General features: G+C 69.8%; 16 protein-coding genes and 1 tRNA gene. 5 read left to right on the forward strand and 12 right to left on the reverse strand.

The genetic code is table 11. The features are described 5' to 3' along the window. Positions 1-66: 66 nt before the first annotated feature. The 5 genes from AB0I77_RS44450 to AB0I77_RS44470 all read right to left on the reverse strand — a co-directional run bounded on the left by AB0I77_RS44450 (position 67) and on the right by AB0I77_RS44470 (position 5,437). Complete coding sequence (locus AB0I77_RS44450) at positions 67-519, reverse strand: helix-turn-helix transcriptional regulator (protein ID WP_363288622.1); 453 nt, start codon at positions 517-519, stop codon at positions 67-69. A 5-nt stretch (positions 520-524) separates the two neighbouring features. Further along, the gene (gene dnaJ / locus AB0I77_RS44455; RefSeq protein WP_363288589.1) at positions 525-1,727 is read right to left on the reverse strand and encodes a molecular chaperone DnaJ; all 1,203 of its coding nucleotides are present in this window, start codon (positions 1,725-1,727) and stop codon (positions 525-527) included. A 33-nt stretch (positions 1,728-1,760) separates the two neighbouring features. Further along, positions 1,761-2,432 carry a nucleotide exchange factor GrpE gene (grpE, locus tag AB0I77_RS44460; RefSeq protein WP_363288590.1) on the reverse strand — a complete coding sequence of 224 codons (672 nt, stop codon included), beginning with the start codon at positions 2,430-2,432 and terminating at the stop codon, positions 1,761-1,763. Further along, positions 2,429-4,285: a molecular chaperone DnaK gene (gene dnaK, locus AB0I77_RS44465; RefSeq protein ID WP_363288591.1), complete on the reverse strand. Its 1,857-nt coding sequence runs from the start codon at positions 4,283-4,285 to the stop codon at positions 2,429-2,431. The genes grpE and dnaK overlap by 4 nt, the downstream gene beginning before the upstream one ends. 93 nt (positions 4,286-4,378) lie before the next feature. Beyond that, positions 4,379-5,437 carry an MraY family glycosyltransferase gene (locus AB0I77_RS44470; RefSeq protein WP_363288592.1) on the reverse strand — a complete coding sequence of 353 codons (1,059 nt, stop codon included), beginning with the start codon at positions 5,435-5,437 and terminating at the stop codon, positions 4,379-4,381. Positions 5,438-5,679: 242 nt separating this feature from the next. Between AB0I77_RS44470 and AB0I77_RS44475 the strand changes: the two genes are divergently transcribed. After that, a complete protein-coding gene (locus AB0I77_RS44475) occupies positions 5,680-7,959 on the forward strand; it encodes a (Fe-S)-binding protein (RefSeq protein WP_363288593.1) in 2,280 nt (759 codons plus the stop codon). A 78-nt stretch (positions 7,960-8,037) separates the two neighbouring features. Here AB0I77_RS44475 and AB0I77_RS44480 read toward each other — a convergent pair whose 3' ends face one another. Both AB0I77_RS44480 and AB0I77_RS44485 read right to left on the reverse strand, forming a co-directional pair. Then, complete coding sequence (locus AB0I77_RS44480) at positions 8,038-8,529, reverse strand: amino acid transporter (RefSeq protein ID WP_363288594.1); 492 nt, start codon at positions 8,527-8,529, stop codon at positions 8,038-8,040. A 62-nt stretch (positions 8,530-8,591) separates the two neighbouring features. Beyond that, complete coding sequence (locus AB0I77_RS44485; RefSeq protein WP_363288595.1) at positions 8,592-9,179, reverse strand: TetR family transcriptional regulator; 588 nt, start codon at positions 9,177-9,179, stop codon at positions 8,592-8,594. A 237-nt stretch (positions 9,180-9,416) separates the two neighbouring features. On the opposite strand from AB0I77_RS44485, the gene AB0I77_RS44490 reads away from it, so the two are divergent. Beyond that, positions 9,417-10,196 (forward strand): class I SAM-dependent methyltransferase, encoded by a 780-nt coding sequence (locus AB0I77_RS44490; protein WP_363288596.1) that lies wholly within the window; start codon positions 9,417-9,419, stop codon positions 10,194-10,196. A 106-nt stretch (positions 10,197-10,302) separates the two neighbouring features. Beyond that, entirely contained in the window at positions 10,303-11,355 is a 1,053-nt protein-coding gene (locus AB0I77_RS44495) for a Yip1 family protein (RefSeq protein ID WP_363288597.1), read from the forward strand. 40 nt (positions 11,356-11,395) lie between these two features. Here the strand turns inward: AB0I77_RS44495 and AB0I77_RS44500 are convergent, their stop codons facing one another. Together AB0I77_RS44500 and dcd are read right to left on the reverse strand one after the other, a co-directional pair. Further along, complete coding sequence (locus tag AB0I77_RS44500) at positions 11,396-11,911, reverse strand: phosphoribosyltransferase (RefSeq protein WP_363288598.1); 516 nt, start codon at positions 11,909-11,911, stop codon at positions 11,396-11,398. Between the two features lie 5 nt (positions 11,912-11,916). Continuing rightward, on the reverse strand, positions 11,917-12,492 hold the full coding sequence (gene dcd / locus AB0I77_RS44505; protein WP_363288599.1) for a dCTP deaminase: 576 nt from the start codon (positions 12,490-12,492) through the stop codon (positions 11,917-11,919). A 546-nt stretch (positions 12,493-13,038) separates the two neighbouring features. Here dcd and AB0I77_RS44510 point away from each other — a divergent pair. Next, positions 13,039-13,109: transfer RNA gene (locus AB0I77_RS44510), tRNA-Gly, on the forward strand. Positions 13,110-13,409: 300 nt separating this feature from the next. On the opposite strand, the gene AB0I77_RS44515 is transcribed toward AB0I77_RS44510, so the two are convergent. Then, a complete protein-coding gene (locus AB0I77_RS44515) occupies positions 13,410-13,820 on the reverse strand; it encodes a PIN domain-containing protein (RefSeq protein WP_363288600.1) in 411 nt (136 codons plus the stop codon). After that, positions 13,817-14,038: a type II toxin-antitoxin system VapB family antitoxin gene (locus AB0I77_RS44520; RefSeq protein ID WP_328748947.1), complete on the reverse strand. Its 222-nt coding sequence runs from the start codon at positions 14,036-14,038 to the stop codon at positions 13,817-13,819. Before AB0I77_RS44520 ends, AB0I77_RS44515 begins: the two co-directional genes overlap by 4 nt. Before the next feature lie 263 nt (positions 14,039-14,301). On the opposite strand from AB0I77_RS44520, the gene AB0I77_RS44525 reads away from it, so the two are divergent. Further along, positions 14,302-14,751 (forward strand): hypothetical protein, encoded by a 450-nt coding sequence (locus AB0I77_RS44525; RefSeq protein WP_363288601.1) that lies wholly within the window; start codon positions 14,302-14,304, stop codon positions 14,749-14,751. Here the strand turns inward: AB0I77_RS44525 and AB0I77_RS44530 are convergent. Further along, complete coding sequence (locus AB0I77_RS44530; RefSeq protein ID WP_363288602.1) at positions 14,663-18,379, reverse strand: helix-turn-helix domain-containing protein; 3,717 nt, start codon at positions 18,377-18,379, stop codon at positions 14,663-14,665. The genes AB0I77_RS44525 and AB0I77_RS44530 overlap by 89 nt on opposite strands. Between the last annotated feature and the right edge of the window lie 161 nt (positions 18,380-18,540).

Raw genomic sequence — 18,540 nt, forward strand, 5'->3', positions numbered from 1 at the left:
CGGAGGATCATCCTCCGGGCCCCTTCCTTGTACTTCACATACACCCGTACTTCACCTACACACGGGTCAGTCCGACGTCTGCCGCCCCTTGGGCCGCCACACCACCAGCGCGCTGGTCTGCTGGACCTCCTGGTACGGGACGAGGTCGCGGCGGTACGAGGCGTGCACCGCCGCCTCGCGCTGCTGCATCGCTGCCGCGGCGCCCTCCAGAGCCGCCTGGAGTTCCGCCACGCGGGACTGAAGGGCGGCGACCTGGTTCTCCAGCTCGATGATCCGCTTGATGCCGGCCAGGTTGATGCCCTCGTCCTGCGACAACTGCTGGACGGTGCGCAGCAGTTCGATGTCGCGGGCCGAGTAGCGCCGGCCCCGGCCCGGGGTGCGGTCGGGCGAGACCAGGCCCAGGCGGTCGTACTGCCTGAGCGTCTGCGGGTGCAGGCCGGAGAGCTGGGCCGCCACCGAGATGACGTAGACCGGGGTCTCCTCGGTCAGTTCATACGGGTTGCGCCGACGACCGTCCATCTGACTCATGCTCCCTTCGCGGCCTGGAACAGCTCCGCCCGCGGGTCCTCACCCGCAGAGGCTTCGCGATACGCCTCGAGCGCGTCACGAGCCTTCCCCGTCAAGTCCTTCGGGACACTCACCTCGACGGTGACCAACAGGTCGCCGCGAGTGCCGTCCTTGCGGACCGCGCCCTTGCCGCGGGCGCGCATGGTGCGCCCGTTGGGCGTGCCCTCAGGCAGCTTGAGGGTCACCGGCGGGCCGCCCAGGGTGGGCACCCTGACCTCGCCGCCGAGGGCCGCCTCCGTGAACGTCACCGGCACGGTCACCGTGAGGTTGTCGCCCTTGCGGCCGAAGACCGGGTGGGCGTCGACATGCACCGTGACGTACAGATCGCCGGCCGGGCCGCCGCGCTCGCCCGGTGCGCCCTTGCCGCGCAGGCGGATGCGCTGGTCGTGGGAGACCCCGGCGGGGATGCGGACCTGCATCGTGCGCGAGGACTTGGCCCGTCCGCTGCCGTGGCAGACGTCGCAGGCCTCCTCGGCGATCAGGCCGCGGCCCTTGCAGTCCGGGCACGGGTCGGTGAGGGAGAAGCCGCCGCCGCTGCCTCGGGCGACCTGCCCGGTGCCGACGCAGGTCGGGCACACGCGCGGGTTGCCGTTCTTGTCGCCGGTGCCCGAACAGGCCTTGCAGGGCTGCTGGCTCGACATCCGCAGCGGGACCGTCGCGCCCTCGATCGCCTCGGTGAAGCTGAGGGTGACCTCGGACTCGATGTCCTGGCCGCGCCGCGGCTGGGTACGCGTACCCGGGCCCGCGCCGCCCCGGTTGAACAGGCCCCCGAAGACGTCACCGATGCCGCCGCCGAAGCCGCCGGCTCCGCCGGCCCCGCCCGGCCCGCCGCCGCCCTGGGTGCCGCCTCCGAAGAGGTCGCCCAGGTCGAAGTTGAAGGAGCCGCCGCCGCCCGTGCCCGGCCCCGGGCGGTAGCCGCCGTTGCCGAAGAGGGTGCGTGCCTCGTCGTACTCCTTGCGCTTCTTGGGGTCACCGAGGATGTCGTTCGCCTCGGAGATCTCCTTGAAGCGGTCCTCGGCCTTGGCGTTGCCCTTGTTGGCGTCCGGGTGGTACTCGCGGGCGAGCTTGCGGTACGCCTTCTTGATCTCGGCCTCGGTGGCGTCCTTGGGGACGCCGAGGACCTTGTAGTAGTCCTTCTCGATGAAGTCCTTGGTGCTCATCCCCGACGTCCCTCCTTCCTCGTTGGTTCAAGCTCAGCCCTCGTCCGGGCCACCGCTCTCCTTGTCGTCGGCGGTCTCCTCGGACTCCGAAGAATCCACCTTGACCGTCTGCGCTCCCGGCTGCGGCTCGGCCACGGCCACCCGCGCGGGGCGGATGGTGCGCTCGCCGAAGCGATACCCGGGCTGGAGAATCGCCACGCAGGTCGTCTCGGTGACGTCCGGCGCGTAGCTGTGCATCAGGGCCTCGTGGATCGTCGGGTCGAAGGGCTCGCCCTCCTTGCCGAACTGCTGAAGCCCCATCTTCGCCGCGATGACCTCCAGCGACTCGGCGACGGACTTGAAGCCGCCGACGAGTTCGCCGTGTTCCCGTGCCCGGCCGACGTCGTCGAGCACGGGCAGGAGCTCGGTCAGGAGGTTCGCGATGGCGATCTCCTTGACCGCGATCCGGTCGCGCTCGACCCGTCGGCGGTAGTTCTGGAACTCGGCCTGGAGCCGCTGGAGGTCCGCGGTGCGCTCGTCGAGCGCCGTGCGTACCTGGTCCAGCTGGGCCGTCAGGCCGGCTACTTGCTGTTGTGCTGATGCGTCCCCGGCCGGGGCCGCCCCCTCCCCGTTCGAGGGGGAGGCGGCCTGCGGCTCGGCGTCATCGGGGGTGGCGCCGGAGGGGACGTCGGGCTTCTCTTCGAAGCCCGGGGTCTCCTCCGTCACGCGGCACCGTCCTTGCGCTCGTCGTCCACGATCTCGGCGTCCACGACGTCGTCGTCGGCCCTGGCCTCATCGGCGCCGGGACCGGCTCCCGCGTCGGCGGAGGCGCCGCCTGCGGCCTGCCCGGCCTCGGCGTACATCGCCTGGCCCAGCTTCTGCGAGACGGCCGCGACCTTCTCCGTGGCGGTGCGGATCTCGGCGGTGTCCTCGCCCTTGAGCGCGGTCTTCAGCTCCTCGACGGAGCCCTCGACCTCGGTCTTGATCTCGCCCGGGACCTTGTCCTCGTTGTCCTTGAGGAACTTCTCGGTCTGGTAGACGAGCTGCTCGCCCTGGTTGCGGGTCTCGGCGGCCTCGCGGCGGCGGTGGTCCTCGTCCGCGTACTGCTCGGCCTCCTGGCGCATGCGGTCGACCTCGTCCTTCGGCAGCGAGGAGCCGCCGGTGACGGTCATCTTCTGCTCCTTGCCCGTGCCGAGGTCCTTCGCGGTCACGTGCATGATGCCGTTGGCGTCGATGTCGAAGGCGACCTCGATCTGCGGGACACCGCGCGGGGCCGGCGGCAGGCCCGTCAGCTCGAACATCCCGAGCTTCTTGTTGTACGCCGCGATCTCGCGCTCGCCCTGGTAGACCTGGATCTGCACGGAGGGCTGGTTGTCCTCGGCGGTGGTGAAGATCTCGGACCGCTTGGTCGGGATCGTCGTGTTCCGCTCGATGAGCTTCGTCATGATGCCGCCCTTGGTCTCGATACCGAGGGACAGCGGGGTGACGTCGAGCAGCAGGACGTCCTTGACCTCGCCCTTGAGGACACCGGCCTGGAGCGCGGCACCGATGGCGACGACCTCGTCCGGGTTGACGCCCTTGTTGGCGTCCTGACCGGCGGTCAGTTCCTTGACGAGTTCGGCCACGGCGGGCATCCGGGTGGAGCCACCGACGAGGACGACGTGGTCGATCTCGTTGATGGAGATGCCGGCGTCCTTGATGACGTTGTGGAACGGCGTCTTGCAGCGCTCCAGCAGGTCGGCCGTCAGCTGCTGGAACTGAGCCCGGGTGAGCTTCTCGTCCAGGTGCAGCGGGCCCTCGGCGGACGCGGTGATGTAGGGCAGGTTGATCGAGGTCTCGGTGGAGCTCGACAGCTCGATCTTGGCCTTCTCGGCGGCCTCGCGCAGGCGCTGGAGCGCCATCTTGTCCTTGCCGAGGTCCACGCCGTGGCCGCTGGCGAACTGCTTGACCAGGTAGTCGACGACGCGCTGGTCCCAGTCGTCACCACCGAGGTGGTTGTCGCCGTTGGTGGCCTTCACCTCGACGACGCCGTCGCCGATCTCCAGGAGCGACACGTCGAAGGTGCCGCCACCGAGGTCGAAGACGAGGATCGTCTGGTCGTCCTTGTCGAGCCCGTAGGCCAGGGCGGCCGCGGTCGGCTCGTTGACGATACGAAGGACGTTGAGACCGGCGATCTCGCCGGCTTCCTTCGTCGCCTGACGCTCGGAGTCGTTGAAGTACGCCGGGACGGTGATGACCGCGTCCGTGACCTTCTCGCCCAGGTACGACTCGGCGTCCCGCTTCAGCTTCTGCAGGATGAACGCGGAGATCTGCTGCGGGTTGAAGGGCTTCCCGTCGAGCTCGATCTTCCAGTCGGTGCCCATGTGACGCTTCACGGAACGAATCGTCCGGTCCACGTTGGTGACGGCCTGCCGCTTGGCCACCTCACCGACGAGCACCTCACCGTTCTTGGCGAAGGCGACGACGGAAGGCGTGGTCCTGGCGCCCTCGGCGTTGGTGATGACGGTGGGCTCGCCGCCCTCCAGAACGCTGACGACGGAGTTAGTCGTGCCCAGGTCGATGCCGACCGCACGTGCCATTGTGATTCCTCCAGCTGACTTGAGTGGAACGGACTCAAGTGTGCACGACGACCCCCGCTCGGTCAACAGACCTGAGTCGCACAGACTCAACTCTTATCCGTTCCTTACACGCAACCGGGCTCCGACCTGCGTAGACGCGGTGGGGCGAGGGCCGTAGGAGCGCCCGTGGGGGTGGCCGTGAAGGTGATGACCGTGGGGCTTGACGCACAGCAGCGCGAGTACGGCCACCAGGGCGCCCAGCGCCACCCACAACACCCCGGACTCCGCGATCCATCCCAGATGCACGAGGACCGCGACGAGTACCCCGCAGAACGACCCCACACCGAGCACGACCGTCACGCCCTGCTGGGTGAGGCCGAGCCGCCGCAGCCGGTGCCCGAGATGGTCGGGGCCGCGGCGCAGCAGGGGCCGCCCGGCCAGCCGCCGCGAGAGCACGACGAGGAGGAGGTCGGCGCCCGCCACGGCCACGAGCGCGAACAACACGCCCGCGCTGGACGCCAGTTCATGGCCGGTACGGGTGAACACGGCCGCCGAGGCGAGCACGAACCCGGCGGACAGGGACCCGCACACGCCGAGTCCCACGCGCGCGGGATGCCAGTTGTGCATGAGGAACCCGGTCAGCGCGGCGGCCAGCACGCTCAGCAGCATCGCGAGCCCGTCCATCACCTCGGCCGCCGCCATGACCCCCACCCCGAGGGCGGTCACCACCCCGACGGTGCCCGCCGGACCGTCCGCGTGGTCGAGCGCCTTGAAGCCGACGGCCACGAAGACGATCCAGCCGACGGCCAGCAGGCCGCCCAGGACGCCGGTCTCCTCGTACGGCACCACGCACGCCGCCGCGAGGGCCGTACCGCCGACCAGGAACCGCGCCTTGACCCGCCGTACGTCGGCGACCAGGCCGAGCGCGGCGACGGCGGCCCCGGCGACGAGCAGCCGTCCGATGTCGGGCCCGAGCGGGGCGAGCCCGGTCCGGTCCCCGACGCCGGCCACCAGCCCGACGGCGAGCACCACGGCCGCACCGCCGGCCAGCGGAAGCGGCCGGCGGCACCGGCGGTCGAGGATGCCGAGGCGCAGGGCGGGGAGACGAAGGAGGGCGGCGAGTACGGCGGCGAGGAACAGGGCGGTGACGGCGGCGGCGATCCCGTAGAGCACGGGGTCTAAATTAGCGTCGTATATACCCTTTCAAGGTGAATAACACGATCGGATCTTAAGGTGACCCTCAGCGACGCAGATCACCGCACTCCTGGCTACAGTGCGACGGAGGATGGGGGTAGTCTCAGACCAACCGCATAAGTTACCGCTTAGTAATCTCGGACCGCTTGGTACCGCTGAAGTACCGCTGACGTACCGCCGAGCAGTCTCGAGAACCCCTCGCAGGCCCGAGGAGCCCCGAAATGCAACTCGCCGCGATCATCGTGTCGCTGGTTCTGACCGTGGTCGGCGTCGCGCTGCTCGCACGCGCCATCGGTCAGTTCGTCCGGTACTTCAAGCTCGGCCAGCCCGTACCCGCCGGCGCCCGGACCGACAACCCCTACCAGCGCAGTGTGACGCTGGTGAAGGAGTTCCTCGGGCACACCCGGATGAACCGGTGGGGCATCGTCGGTATCGCCCACTGGTTCGTGGCGATCGGCTTCCTGACCCTGCCGCCGACCATCATCACCGCCTACGGCCAGCTCTTCGAGGCCGACTGGACGCTCCCGGTGATCGGCGGCTTCCTGCCGTACGAGCTGTACATCGAGTTCATCGCCGCGATGACGACCGTCGGGATCGCGGTCCTGATGGCGATCCGCCTGCTGAACCTTCCCTCGCGGCCCGGCCGCAAGTCGCGCTTCGCGGGCTCGAAGATGGGCCAGGCGTACTTCGTCGAGTACGTGATCCTCATCATCGGCCTGGCGATCTACGTGCTGCGCGGCCTCGAGGGCGCCCTGCACCACGTCGACCACTACGAGGCCGCGTACTTCGCGTCGTATCCGCTGGTCCTGGCCTTCAAGGGGTTGAGCGTCACGGCGCTCCAGAACCTCGTCTACTTCACCGCGATGATCAAGCTGGGCACGACCATGATCTGGATGATCACGGTCTCGCTCAACACGAACATGGGCGTGGCCTGGCACCGCTTCCTGGCCTTCCCGAACATCTGGTTCAAGCGCGAGTCCGCCGGCGGTACGGCCCTGGGCGCGCTCCAGCCCATGACCTCGGCCGGCCGGCCGATCGACTTCACCGACCCGGGCGAGGACGACGTCTTCGGCGTCTCCCAGGTCGAGCAGTTCTCCTGGAAGGGCCTGCTGGACTTCTCGACCTGCACCGAGTGCGGTCGCTGCCAGTCGCAGTGCCCGGCCTGGAACACCGGCAAGCCCCTGTCCCCCAAGCTCCTGATCATGTCCCTGCGCGACCACGCGCACGCCAAGGCGCCGTATCTGCTGGCGGGCGGCGGCAAGTCGGCGGAGGGCGAGGAGAAGGCGTCCGCGGAGCAGCTGGCGGACGCTCCCGCCGCCGCTCTCGCCGAGGCCGAGCGCCCCCTGATCGGCACCGCGGAGGAGAACGGCGTCATCGACCCGGACGTCCTGTGGTCCTGCACCACCTGCGGTGCCTGCGTCGAGCAGTGCCCCGTGGACATCGAGCACGTCGACCACATCGTCGACATGCGCCGCTACCAGGTGATGATCGAGAGCTCCTTCCCGTCCGAGGCGGGCACGATGCTCAAGAACCTGGAGAAGAAGGGCAACCCCTGGGGCCTGGCGAAGAAGCAGCGCCTGGAGTGGACGAAGGAAGTCGACTTCGAGGTGCCGGTCGTCGGCAAGGACATCGAGGACCTGTCCGAGGTCGAGTACCTGTACTGGGTCGGCTGTGCGGGCGCGCTGGAGGACCGCGCGAAGAAGACGACGAAGGCCTTCGCGGAACTCCTCCACATCGCGGGCGTCAAGTTCGCGATCATGGGCGGGGACGAGAAGTGCACGGGCGACTCGGCGCGCAGGCTCGGCAACGAGCCGCTGTTCCAGGAACTCGGCATGGAGAACGTGGCCTCGCTGAACATGGCGTTCGGGGAAGACGACGAGTCCCCCGAGACCAGGAAACCGAAGTCGGCGAAGAAGATCGTCGCCACCTGCCCGCACTGCCTGAACACGATCGGCAACGAGTACCCGCAGCTCGGCGGCGACTACGAGGTCATCCACCACACCCAGCTGCTCCAGCACCTGATCGACGAGGGCAAGCTGGTCCCGGTCACCCCGGTCGAGGGCCTCATCACCTACCACGACCCCTGCTACCTGGGCCGGCACAACAAGATCTACACGCCTCCGCGCGAGATCATCGCCAACGTCCCGGGCCTCAGGAACGAGGAGATGCACCGCCACAAGGAGCGCGGCTTCTGCTGCGGCGCCGGTGGTGCGCGGATGTGGATGGAGGAGCGGATCGGCAAGCGCATCAACAACGAGCGGGTTGACGAGGCACTCTCCCTCAACCCCGACATCGTGTCGACGGCCTGCCCGTTCTGCCTGGTCATGCTGACCGACTCGGTCAACGGCAAGAAGAACGAGGGCGTGGCGAAGGAATCGATCCAGGTGGTCGACGTCGCCCAGCTGCTCCTGGAGTCGGTCAGGACACCGGTCCCGGACGACGAGCCCCCGGCGGGCGAGACGGGCGTGGCGAGCGAGCCGGAGCCGCAGCCGGTGAAGTGACCGACGGTCTCGACGAGTTCGGACGCCTCCTGCCCCGCCGGGCAGGGGGCGTCACTTTTCTGTTGCCGGCCTCGGGGATCAGAAGTGCGTGGCGATCCCGAAGACGCGGCGGAGTTGGGCCATGTCGTGCCGGTCGCGTTCCGACGGCTCGTAACCCTGGTGGAAGTTGACCTGCTGCTCGGCGGACAGACATGGCACAGGCTCGCCCTTGATCGTGCCCGTCACGAAGCACGAGGCGGGATAGATGAATGGGCGCTCCGGTTCGGGTGATGCCTGTACCCCGGAGCCGTCCTCGGCGAGGACCAGCGGATGAAGGTCGATCTCCCGCCCGTCCGGAGCCGTCACCACGAACCGGATCGGCCTCCCGTCCTGACTCTCCACGAAACCCGCCTCGGAGAGGGCCGCCACCGCGGCGCCCTCGTGGTCCTGTCGGTGCAGCAGGTCCAGGTCGCGATGGTTGCGGGTCTGCTCACCGATCAGCGCGTCGATCCCCCATCCCCCGCCGATCCAGACATCCACCTTCGCCTGACGTAACAGGGTCAGGACGAACAACACGTCGTCAGCTGTCATCACCTGCCCCAGGGTAGAAGTGTGCGCTCGCGGCCGGCGAACGATTTCCGTCCCGCCCACGCCTATCGCACCGCGCCCCCGACGACCGTACGCACCACCTTGCGCACCGCCCCCGCGTCCGGCGGACCGCTCTCCCGGTCGGCGAACAGCAGATGCGCGGCCCCGATCAGGGTGGGGGCGAGTGTGTCGACGTCGGCGTCCGTCGCGAGGCGTCCGCGAGCGCGCTCGGCGGTGAGGTAGGAGGCGATCATGGCCGTGGCCTCCGCGAGGAGAGGGACGCCGGTCGCGCCGGCCGCCCGCAGCCGGCTCCGTAGATCGTCCCGGAAGACGATCAGGCCGACGATCGCCACGGCGACCGACTCGAACAGCTCCGTCAGCGCGTCGGCCAGGTTGTCGACGACGGTGCCGGTCCCGGCCGCCGCGCGCAGCGCCGCCGACTGGCCCTCGAGCCGGGCGATGCGGTCCAGCACGAGCTCGGCGAGGAAGGCGTCGAAGTCGGCGAAGTGCCGGTGCAGGACCCCTTTGGCGCAGCCCGCCTCCGTGGTGACCGCCCGGCTGGTGAGCGCGGTCGGGCCGTCGCGGAGCAGGATGCGCTCGGCGGCGTCGAACAGTTGCCGGCGCGCGTCGCGCATGGCCACCCCGGTCGGCATGTCGCACGTCTCCCTTCACGAGTGGGCGCTCGCCCATTGACCCATTGACGACCCATTGACGATCGGATCCTCGCTCAGGATAGTGGGCGCATGCCCACTAAGCCCCGTGAGCAACCGAACCCTTCCCCACACGAGCCCGATCACGACCCGCAGGGACCCGATCGGACCGTGCAGGAACCCGATCAGACCCCGCAGGAACCCGATCGGCCTCCGCAGGAACCTCATCAGGCCCGGCAGATGGCCGAGTCGTTCGGCACGGACGCCGAGCGCTACGACCGCACCCGCCCCCGCTACCCCGACGCCCTGATCCACCGGATCCTCACCACCGCCCCCGCCACTCCTGCGGTCCTGGACGTCGGCTGCGGCACCGGAATCGCCGCCCGCCAGTTCCAGGCGGCCGGCTGCCGAGTCCTCGGCGTCGAACCCGACGTACGGATGGCCGAGTTGGCGCGACGGCTCGGTGTCGAGGTCGAGGTGGCGACGTTCGAGGCCTGGGACCCGGCAGGCCGGGAGTTCGACGTGGTCGTCGCCGGGACGGCCTGGCACTGGATCGACCCGGTCGCGGGAGCGGCGCAGGCCGCGCGAGTGCTGCGGCCCGGCGGCCGGCTGGCACCGTTCTGGCACGCGTTCCAACTGCCGCCCGACGTGGCGGAAGCCGTCGCCGAGGTCTGCGAACGCGTCATGCCCGACGCACCGTTCGACTTCCGTGCGGCGCTGGCGAGGCCCGCCGTGGACTCGTACCAGATCATGCTCGACAAGGCCGCCGACGGTATCCGGGAGGCGGGCGCGTTCGACGCCCCGGAGCGGTGGCGGTTCGACTGGGAGCGGACCTACACCCGGGACGAGTGGCTGGACCAGATGCCCACCCAGGGCGCCTTCACCCAGCTCCCGCCGGACAAGCTGGCGCAGGTGCTGGAGGGCGTCGGAGCGGCCATCGACGCCAGGGGCGGCGGCTTCGCGATGCCGTACGCCACCGTGGCGGCCACCGCGACGCGAAGGGCGGCGCATCCGGCCTGACCGGCGGCGCGGTCACCGTCCCGCGGTCGGCCCGCGCATTGTGCTCCCCGTAGCGACACCCGGGAATCCCCCTGAGGGCCATACCTCCTCAGGGTCCCCTTAGGGGATGTCACAGCTCGGCCGCAAAGGCAGGTCCGAAACGCCGGGCCCGACACGTGACTCTCCGGGACCAGGTACGTTCGAGAGCGTGGCTGGATTCAGGATCGGACGCGGCGGCCGGGACAACCGCACCGCCCCGCAAGCGCGACCGCAACAACCCCCGCACGGACGGCAGACGCCCCAGGGACCGTCATCGTACGGCTACCCGCCGGCGCCGCAGCCGTACCCGCAGCAGCAGCCGCCGTACGGCGGTAGCCGCGGCGGCGGCAGTCCGTGGCCGCAGGCGAACGGCGGTCAGGGCGGGCACGGCGGGAGTCATGGCGGGCACGGAGGGTACGGCGGCCAGGGCGGCGGCGAACCGGAGTACTTCGGCGACGACCCGGCGTACGCGCCCCAGGGCGGCCCGGACCCCTACGCGGCCAACCAGCCGGGCCACACCCAGGCGTTCTCGGTCGGCGAGGACCCCTACAACCAGGGCGACACCTACCGCGCGGGCTCGGCCCCGGCGGCCCCGCTCGGCCCGCGCCTGCACTGGAAGGAGCTGCTGAGGGGCATCCTCACGTCCCCCAACCAGACCTTCCTCCGGATGCGCGACTACACGATGTGGGGCCCAGCCCTCATCGTGACCTTCCTCTACGGCCTACTCGCGGTCTTCGGCTTCGACGGCGCCCGCGAGGACGCGATCAACGCGACACTGTCGAACGCGGTGCCCATCGTCCTGGTCACCGCCGTGGCGCTGGTGCTGAGCTCCTTCGTCCTGGGCGTGGTCACCCACACCCTGGCCCGCCAGCTCGGCGGCGACGGCGCCTGGCAGCCGACGGTCGGCCTCTCGATGCTGATCATGTCGCTCACGGACGCCCCCCGCCTGGTCGTCGCGATGTTCTTCGGCGGCAACGCCGGCTTCGTCCAGATCCTGGGCTGGGCCACCTGGGTCGCGGCCGGCGCCCTGCTGACCGTCATGGTCAGCCGCTCCCACGACCTGCCCTGGCCGAAGGCCCTGGGCGCGTCGGCGATCCAGCTGATCGCGTTGCTGTCGATCGTGAAGCTGGGCACCTTCTAGTTCGGTCTAGTTCGGTTTCTCACTGTCACAGTCGGTCGGGTCAGGCGTCGAGCACCTGTCCCGACCGCCGCACGACGGGCGGGTCGACACTCCACGGAAAGTTGATCCAGTCGTCGGTGCGCTTCCACACGTACTCGCATTTCACGAGCGACTGCGACTTCTCGTAGATGACGGCGCTACGCACCTCGGCGACGGCGTCCACGCAGAAGTCGTGCACGAGCTTGAGCGTCCTGCCGGTGTCGGCGACGTCGTCCGCGATGAGCACTTTCTTCGCGGAGAAGTCGATGGTGTTGGGGACGGGCGCGAGCATGACCGGCATGTCCAAGGTGGTCCCGACGCCCGTATAGAACTCCACATTCACGAGGTGGATGTTCTTGCAGTCGAGGGCGTAGGCGAGCCCGCCGGCGACGAAGACGCCCCCGCGGGCGATGCTGAGCACGATGTCGGGCTCGTACCCGTCGTCGGCGATGGTCTGCGCGAGCTCGCGGACGGCGACGCCGAACCCCTCGTAGGTGAGGTTCTCGCGTATGGGAGAAACATCGGGCACGTCGCTCATGCCGCTCACACCTGGGTCCGGTGGAAGTTGAGGAAGGACCGGGAGGCGGTGGGACCCCGCTGCCCCTGGTACCTCGACCCGTACCGCTCACTGCCGTACGGGAACTCGGCCGGCGAGGTGAGCCGGAACAGACACAGCTGCCCGATCTTCATGCCCGGCCAGAGCTTGATGGGCAGGGTGGCGAGGTTGGACAACTCGAGCGTCACGTGCCCGGAGAACCCCGGGTCGATGAACCCGGCGGTGGAGTGAGTGACCAGCCCGAGCCGTCCGAGGGAGCTCTTCCCTTCCAGCCGCGAGGCAAGATCATTGGGAAGCGTGATGACCTCGTAGCTGCTGGCGAGGACGAACTCCCCAGGGTGCAGGATGAACGGCTCGTCCCCCTCCGGCTCGACGAGCCGCGTGAGATCCACCTGCTCGACGGAGGGGTCGATGTGCGGGTACCGGTGATTCTCGAACACCCGGAAGTAGCGGTCCAGCCGCACATCGACGCTCGACGGCTGCACCATGGATTCGTCGTAGGGATCGATCCGTACCCGCCCGGCGTCGATCTCGGCCCGGATGTCCTTGTCTGAGAGAAGCACGCCCCGAGGATACGCAAGGCGCGCGGACCGCCCACCATCGGACGACCGCGCGCCGGTACAGCGACTGCTTGTCTACTGCTCGCCTACTGCTTGTCCACTGCTTCTCTACCGCTTTTCCAAGGTCACCGGCACCACACTGCGAAGCCGGGCACACCGTGGACATCGAACGAGCCGACCAGGGCCGAGCCGCTCGGCCTGCTGCATCGGGAACGAAGCGGTGCTGAACACGTGCCCATCGGCACATCGGACGACGGTGCGCTCCATCAAGTCCACGAGTCCCTTCCCCAAGAGCCGCGTCTGGCTACTACTTGCCTGACGACAAAAGCCACGTTACGGGATCAAAGGAACGACTCTCCAGGCGGCACCCCGACCCACCCGGACCCTCTCCCACGCCTCCACCGTACGCCCCAACTCCCGCGCCCCGCAGCCATGTCCCACCCCTGAAACGCGCTGAGGCCCCCAGGGCTTCAGCGCCGGGGGCGGGACATGGGGTAAAGTGACGGTGCGTTCCGGCGCTGGTCCGGTCGACACCAGTCGGCGTCTTACGCGGGTGTAGTTTAATGGTAGAACATCAGCTTCCCAAGCTGAGAGCGCGAGTTCGATTCTCGTCACCCGCTCTTCTTGAAGCCTCAGGTCAGCGACCTGGGGCTTGTCTATTGGCGGGGACTTTCCGGCGGAGACCTGTCTGAAGATGCACGAAGATCGGGCACGTGGAGGGCACGAGTTCTCGGCGCCATGGCAGGCTCACCGTTTCGGACCCCGCCGCGGACCTGCAGTTTCGCTGTGTCCGCCCCATCCGCCACGTCTGTGAGCTCTCAGCTTGTCCGTCCCCTCGGAGAGACGGATGGCGTTTACGGTTCTCCGGCGTGACGACATGGTCCGCCACCCTCGCCTGACGCAGGCACGGTGGAAACCTCTCAGACGATGTCGTGGATGTTGTGTTCGGTCAGGTCGGATGCGTGCCGGGCAATGGCGCGGTAGTCGGCATCGTCGTGCAGGACAGCCAGTCCGTGATGGGCTGCGGTCGCGGCGATGACGAGGTCCACCGCCGAGGCACTGCGATGCTCTCCGGCCCGGGCCATACGGTGCTGCACCGCACCGATCCAGCGCCCCGCGTTCTTCGGTACGGCCGCATCGGGGTAGAGGTCGGTGAACATCTCCGTGATCTCGTCGTACTCGCGTCCGTTCCGGGCACTGTGGAGGAACTCGGCGCGCTGCACATAGCAGGATGCGATGACCCCGGCGTCGATCGCGTCGTACCAGGCCGACTGCAGTTTTGGATCGCGGAGCAGCCGGACCAGACCGGAGGTGTCGAGCAGGTAGATCACGAGCTGTTCTTCTCCGCCCGGTGCAGACGCTCCGCGTCCTCGACGGCACCCCATTCACGCGCACGCTCAAAGTGGCGGCTGATGCGCGCCGCACGCTCCTGCTGCTCGGCATAGAAGTGCAGGGCGAGGTTGACTGCCTCCTTCTTGGTCCTGACCTTGGACAAAGCCATGGCACGTTCCAGAGCGTCGTCGTCGATGTCGATCTGGGTCACAGACACGCGGCACCTCCTGCACGAAGTTGGTGATGTTGGTGATGTACAAAGAAGGATACGCCACCAACATTCGCGCGGCCTCGGTCTGCTCCCACGGCGTGCCCACAGGAGCGGACGGTCATGGTTGACAGCGGCGCGGCCCGACCTGCGCAATCGCCAGGACAGCCGGCCCGGACGACGTCCGTCTCCCGGACCTGCGCCGTCCCAGACCCCGCTCCTGCGCGCTGGTCACCGGCGGCGCCGAAGTCACCGACTGGTGGGTGCGGCGGGTGAGCCAGGCCGAGGACGGCACGCTGAAGCAGGCGAAGGTCCAGCAGGCCCCGGCGGTGGAGAACGCCAAGACGGGCATCGCGCTCAGCCGCGCCAGCCTGCGTGTCGCCGAGGACGACCCGAACGCCACCGCGGACACCACGTCCGTGCGCACCCTCACCACCGACGGCTCCGCCACGCTGACGGCGTCCGGGGCCACGGCGAGCGGCTCGGTCTGTGCCGCCCTCTGCCCGTACGAGGGCACCACGTGCTCGGCTCTGTGGGGGAACCTCGACGCCCGGGACGTCTACCTCGACGCGAACGGCGGCACCGACGAGGGCGCGCAGGAGTTCCAGAGCTGCCACGCAGCCGCAGGGGCCGTTATCCGCACAGCGGCCGGTATGCGAAGTCCGGTAGTCGGCTTTCCCATTCACGCCGGGCGGGCAGCGTGTCTGCCCTCGCGCACATGAGGTCCGCCGTGTGCGCCGGATCCGTGGCCCAGCGGCGGCCGGTGAAGCCGGCGGTGGTCCACACCTGGTCTCCGTCGGCGGAGATCGCGGCGTCGGTGAAGGTCTCGCCTGGGCTGTGCAGGGTGTTGGTGACGGTGGGGCGTTGGGGCTGCGTGGTGTTCCACACGATGGCGGTGCCGTCCTGCGCCGCGCTCAGGAGGGTGTGGCCGTCGGCGGTGAACGCGAGTCCCACGAGGTGGGCTGTGTGGGGGCGGAGTGCGCCGGACGCTGGGGCCGGGCGGCGCAAGGGGTGCTGTAGGTCGAATTGCCACAGCCGGACGGTGTCGTCCTTGGCCCCGGTCGCCAGGAGTGGTCCGCCAGTCGCGACCGTGGTCACGAGGGAGTCGTGACCGGGCAGTCGGTGGAGCGGGCTGCGTACCGTTCCCTGGGCTCGGGCGTCCCAGATCCGGGCCCGCTGGTCGCTGTCCGCCGTGACGAGCAGACGCCCGCCGGCGGCGAAGGCAACGTCGCTGACCCCGGTGACCTTTGCGTCGGTGAACAACCCCCGGCGGGTGAGGTGGTCCTGTTTGCCTGTCAGGTCCCACAGAGCGGTGCTGCCGCTGGTGGAGGCGGCGGCCAGTCGACGGCCGTCCGGGGTGAAGGCGAGGGACGAGACCCGCTCGCGTAGTCGGTGGTCGGTGTGCAGGGGGCCCGTGGGGTCGGCGGTGTCCCAGAGGTGGACGTTGCCGTCCTTGGTGCCCGCGGCCACGCGACGGCCGTCGGGGGCGAGGGCCACGGCTGTCACTGGGCCGTGGTGGGCCAGCACGCTTCGGGCCACGGGGTGGTCCGGGTCGTGGATCGACCAGAGACGCACGGTGTGGTCGTGGCTTGCCGTGGCGGCGAGGCCGTGTTCGGTGCGTACGGCGATGCTGGTGAGTTCGTTGGTGTGGCCGAGGAGCAAGGGCAGCGGGAAATACCAGAGGTGGGCGGCGCCGCCGTCCGCGGAGCCGGTGAACAGGACGGGCCGGTCGGGTGCCCAGGTCAGGGACTGGAGGGGGCGCGGGCTGAGGAGGGTGAGCTGGACGTGGCCGGTGCGCGGGTCGCGCAGCCGGAGCGGGCCGAGGGCGTCGGCCTCGCCGAGTCGGGTGCCGTCCGGACTGTAGGCGAGCCCGGCGGCGTAGTTGCCCCCGTATGGGGCGATGCGCGGCCTCGGGCAGGCACCGCGGCTGTCGAGGTCGCACAGCCACAGGGCCCCATCGGCGAGACTGACGGCGAGGTGTCTGCCGTCGGGGGCGAGGGCAGCCTCGACTACTGCTTGGGTGAACGGCTCGACGTCGACGGCGCGGTAGCTGCCGTGCGCGGTGTGCGCCCAGATGACGGCCGCGCCGTCGCTGTCGCCGGTGGCGATGCGGGAGGCGTCGCGGCTGAACGACACCGACACCAGGCGCCTGCGGTCGGCAGTCAGTTCCCGTACCGGTCCGGGATGGTGAGGGTCGGTGAGGTCCCACAAGCGCAGTGTGCCGTCGTGGTATGCGGCGGCGAACAGGCGCCCGTCAGGCGACATGCGGGCGTCGCGGACATCGCCGGAGGAGTGAAGCCGCGGACCGGGCAGCAGGCGTCGGGTTCCCCGCAGCCACCAGACGCGGACCTCTTGGGGGTTGGCGATGACCAGGGCACGTCCGTCGTGGGTGAAGCCGAGGCCGAAGACGGGATGGTCGCTGCCGAGACTCAGCTCGGCGCTCGGCCGGGGAACGGCGCCGTGCAGCCGCCACAGCCGCACCAGTCCCTGCTGGGAGCCCGTCGCGAAGAGGCGCTCGGCGGCGCTGCCCTGGCGTCCGGCGGCGAAGGCGGACACCGCTGCCCCGTTGCCGGTGATCACTTGCGGATAGGGCCTCCCGGAACTGCTCAGCAGTGCCTGCCGTGCCTGATCCTCACCGGGGTCGGTGCGATAGGCGGCCAGAGCGAGCGTCGCGGCGAGGGCCGGATCCGTGGCGCGGAGCACGGTGGTTCTCTCGGCCATGGCCCGGGCCGTGGCCTGCCGCGCCTGGCCGGCCGCCGTGAGCCCTCGGTCGACGGCGAACCCGGCAACCGCCATCAGCAGCACCGTCAGGCCGACCAGGGCGGCGAGGGCGCGGCGCAGTCGGCGCAGTCCCCTGCGTGCCTCACGGGTGCTCGCGGCCAGGAATTCCCTTTCGATCTCCTCGGCCTGATGGGGACGGTCGGCCGCCCACTGCACGGCGACGGCCAGCCCGGCGCCCTGCAGCAGCAGTTCGGGAGCGCGGTCAGCCTCCTTCCAGGTCCTGGCTGCCTCGGCCAGTCTCTGATGGGTGCGGATGCCGTCCCGGTCGGCGTCGATCCAGCCGGCCAGTCGGGGCCAGGCCCGTAGCAGCGCCTCGTGGGAGATCTCCACTGCGGTGCCGTCCACGGTGAGCAGCCGGGCCTGGGTGAAGGCGGCCAGCGCCCGCTCCTCCTCCATGCCCAGGTGGCCACGGTCGGCGCGGCGGCGGGTATCCGACCCTTCCTCCCCGACCCGCACCAGACGCAGCATCAGGCACCGGGCGGCGGCCCGGTCCTCGCCGGAGAGGTCGAGGTAGGTGCGTTCGGCGGTCTCGGCGACGGCGCCCCGGATGCCGCCGGTCCGGTGGTACCCGGCGATGGTCAGGCGCTTGCCGGTGCGCTGCTGCCAGGTGGTGAGCAGCGCGTGAGAGAGCAAGGGGAGGGCACCGGGATCGTATCCGTGGCCGCCAGGATCCAGATCCCGCAGGAGGACGTCCACCAGGCCGGGCTCCACAGCAAGCCCGGCGAGCTCGGCGGGCCGCTCGATCGCCTCGGTGAGTTCGCTGCGGCTCATGCCGCCGAGTGCGACGGGCCGCTGCAGCGCGGCCACCAGGCCGGGGTGGGTGAGGCAGTGGTCGACGTAGTCGGCGCGCACCGCGAGGACGCCTAGCGGTACGGCGCACAACGCGTCGAGGAAGACGGTGCGCTCCGCAGGGTCCTCGCAGAGGCTGAACGCCTCCTCCAACTGGTCCACGACCAGCAGGATCCGGTCCATACCCGGCGGAGGATCGCCGACCCGGATCTGCTCGGCGATGACCTCCTTGCTGCAGTGCGTTGCTGGGGCGAGGGCGTCGGCCAGGGCCTGGACAGGTCGGGGTCCAGGGGTGACCACCACACCCTGCCAGTCCCCGCCTCCCAGGGATCCCTCCGCCGCCTGGCACAGCATCCCGGCCCGCAGCAGCGAGGACTTACCTGCCCCCGAGGCGCCGACGACCACAACAGGGCCACCGTCCCGCGCCGCCTGTCGCACCCGGCCCGCCAGGAGCGCGGTGGCCTTCTCACGCCCGAAGAACCAGCGGGCGTCACCCTGCTCGAACACGGCGAGTCCACGGTAGGGGCACGGCCCAGTCCGCTGGCCCGGACGGGGTGCGGGCGCTTCACACAGATGACGCAGCTCGCCTCCCGCCTTCAGTACGCGGTCGAGCAGCTCGGCGAGATCGCGGTGCGGGCGCTTGCGGCCGTGCTCCACGTTGGACAGGTGGCTCTTGCTGTACCGGGTCGCGATCGCCAGCTCGGCCAGTGACAGTCCGCGTTCGGTCCGCAGGCGGCGCATCGCCGCCGCGAAGTCCTCCGGCCCCGTCTCCTGCTGCATCCCGTTCTCCCTGCTCACAAGGCGTATTCCAGTCCTCGGGCGGAAGGGATACGCGGTGCTCCTAGCGTGCCGCCGCTCGACCGGGCAGGTTGATGTCAGCGGGCCGGATCAACACATCGAGTGACGATCCCGACAGTGACCCCGCATCCCCATCACCCTCT

Origin of the sequence: Streptomyces sp. NPDC050619, from assembly GCF_040654815.1 — a bacterium.
Classification (GTDB): domain Bacteria; phylum Actinomycetota; class Actinomycetes; order Streptomycetales; family Streptomycetaceae; genus Streptomyces.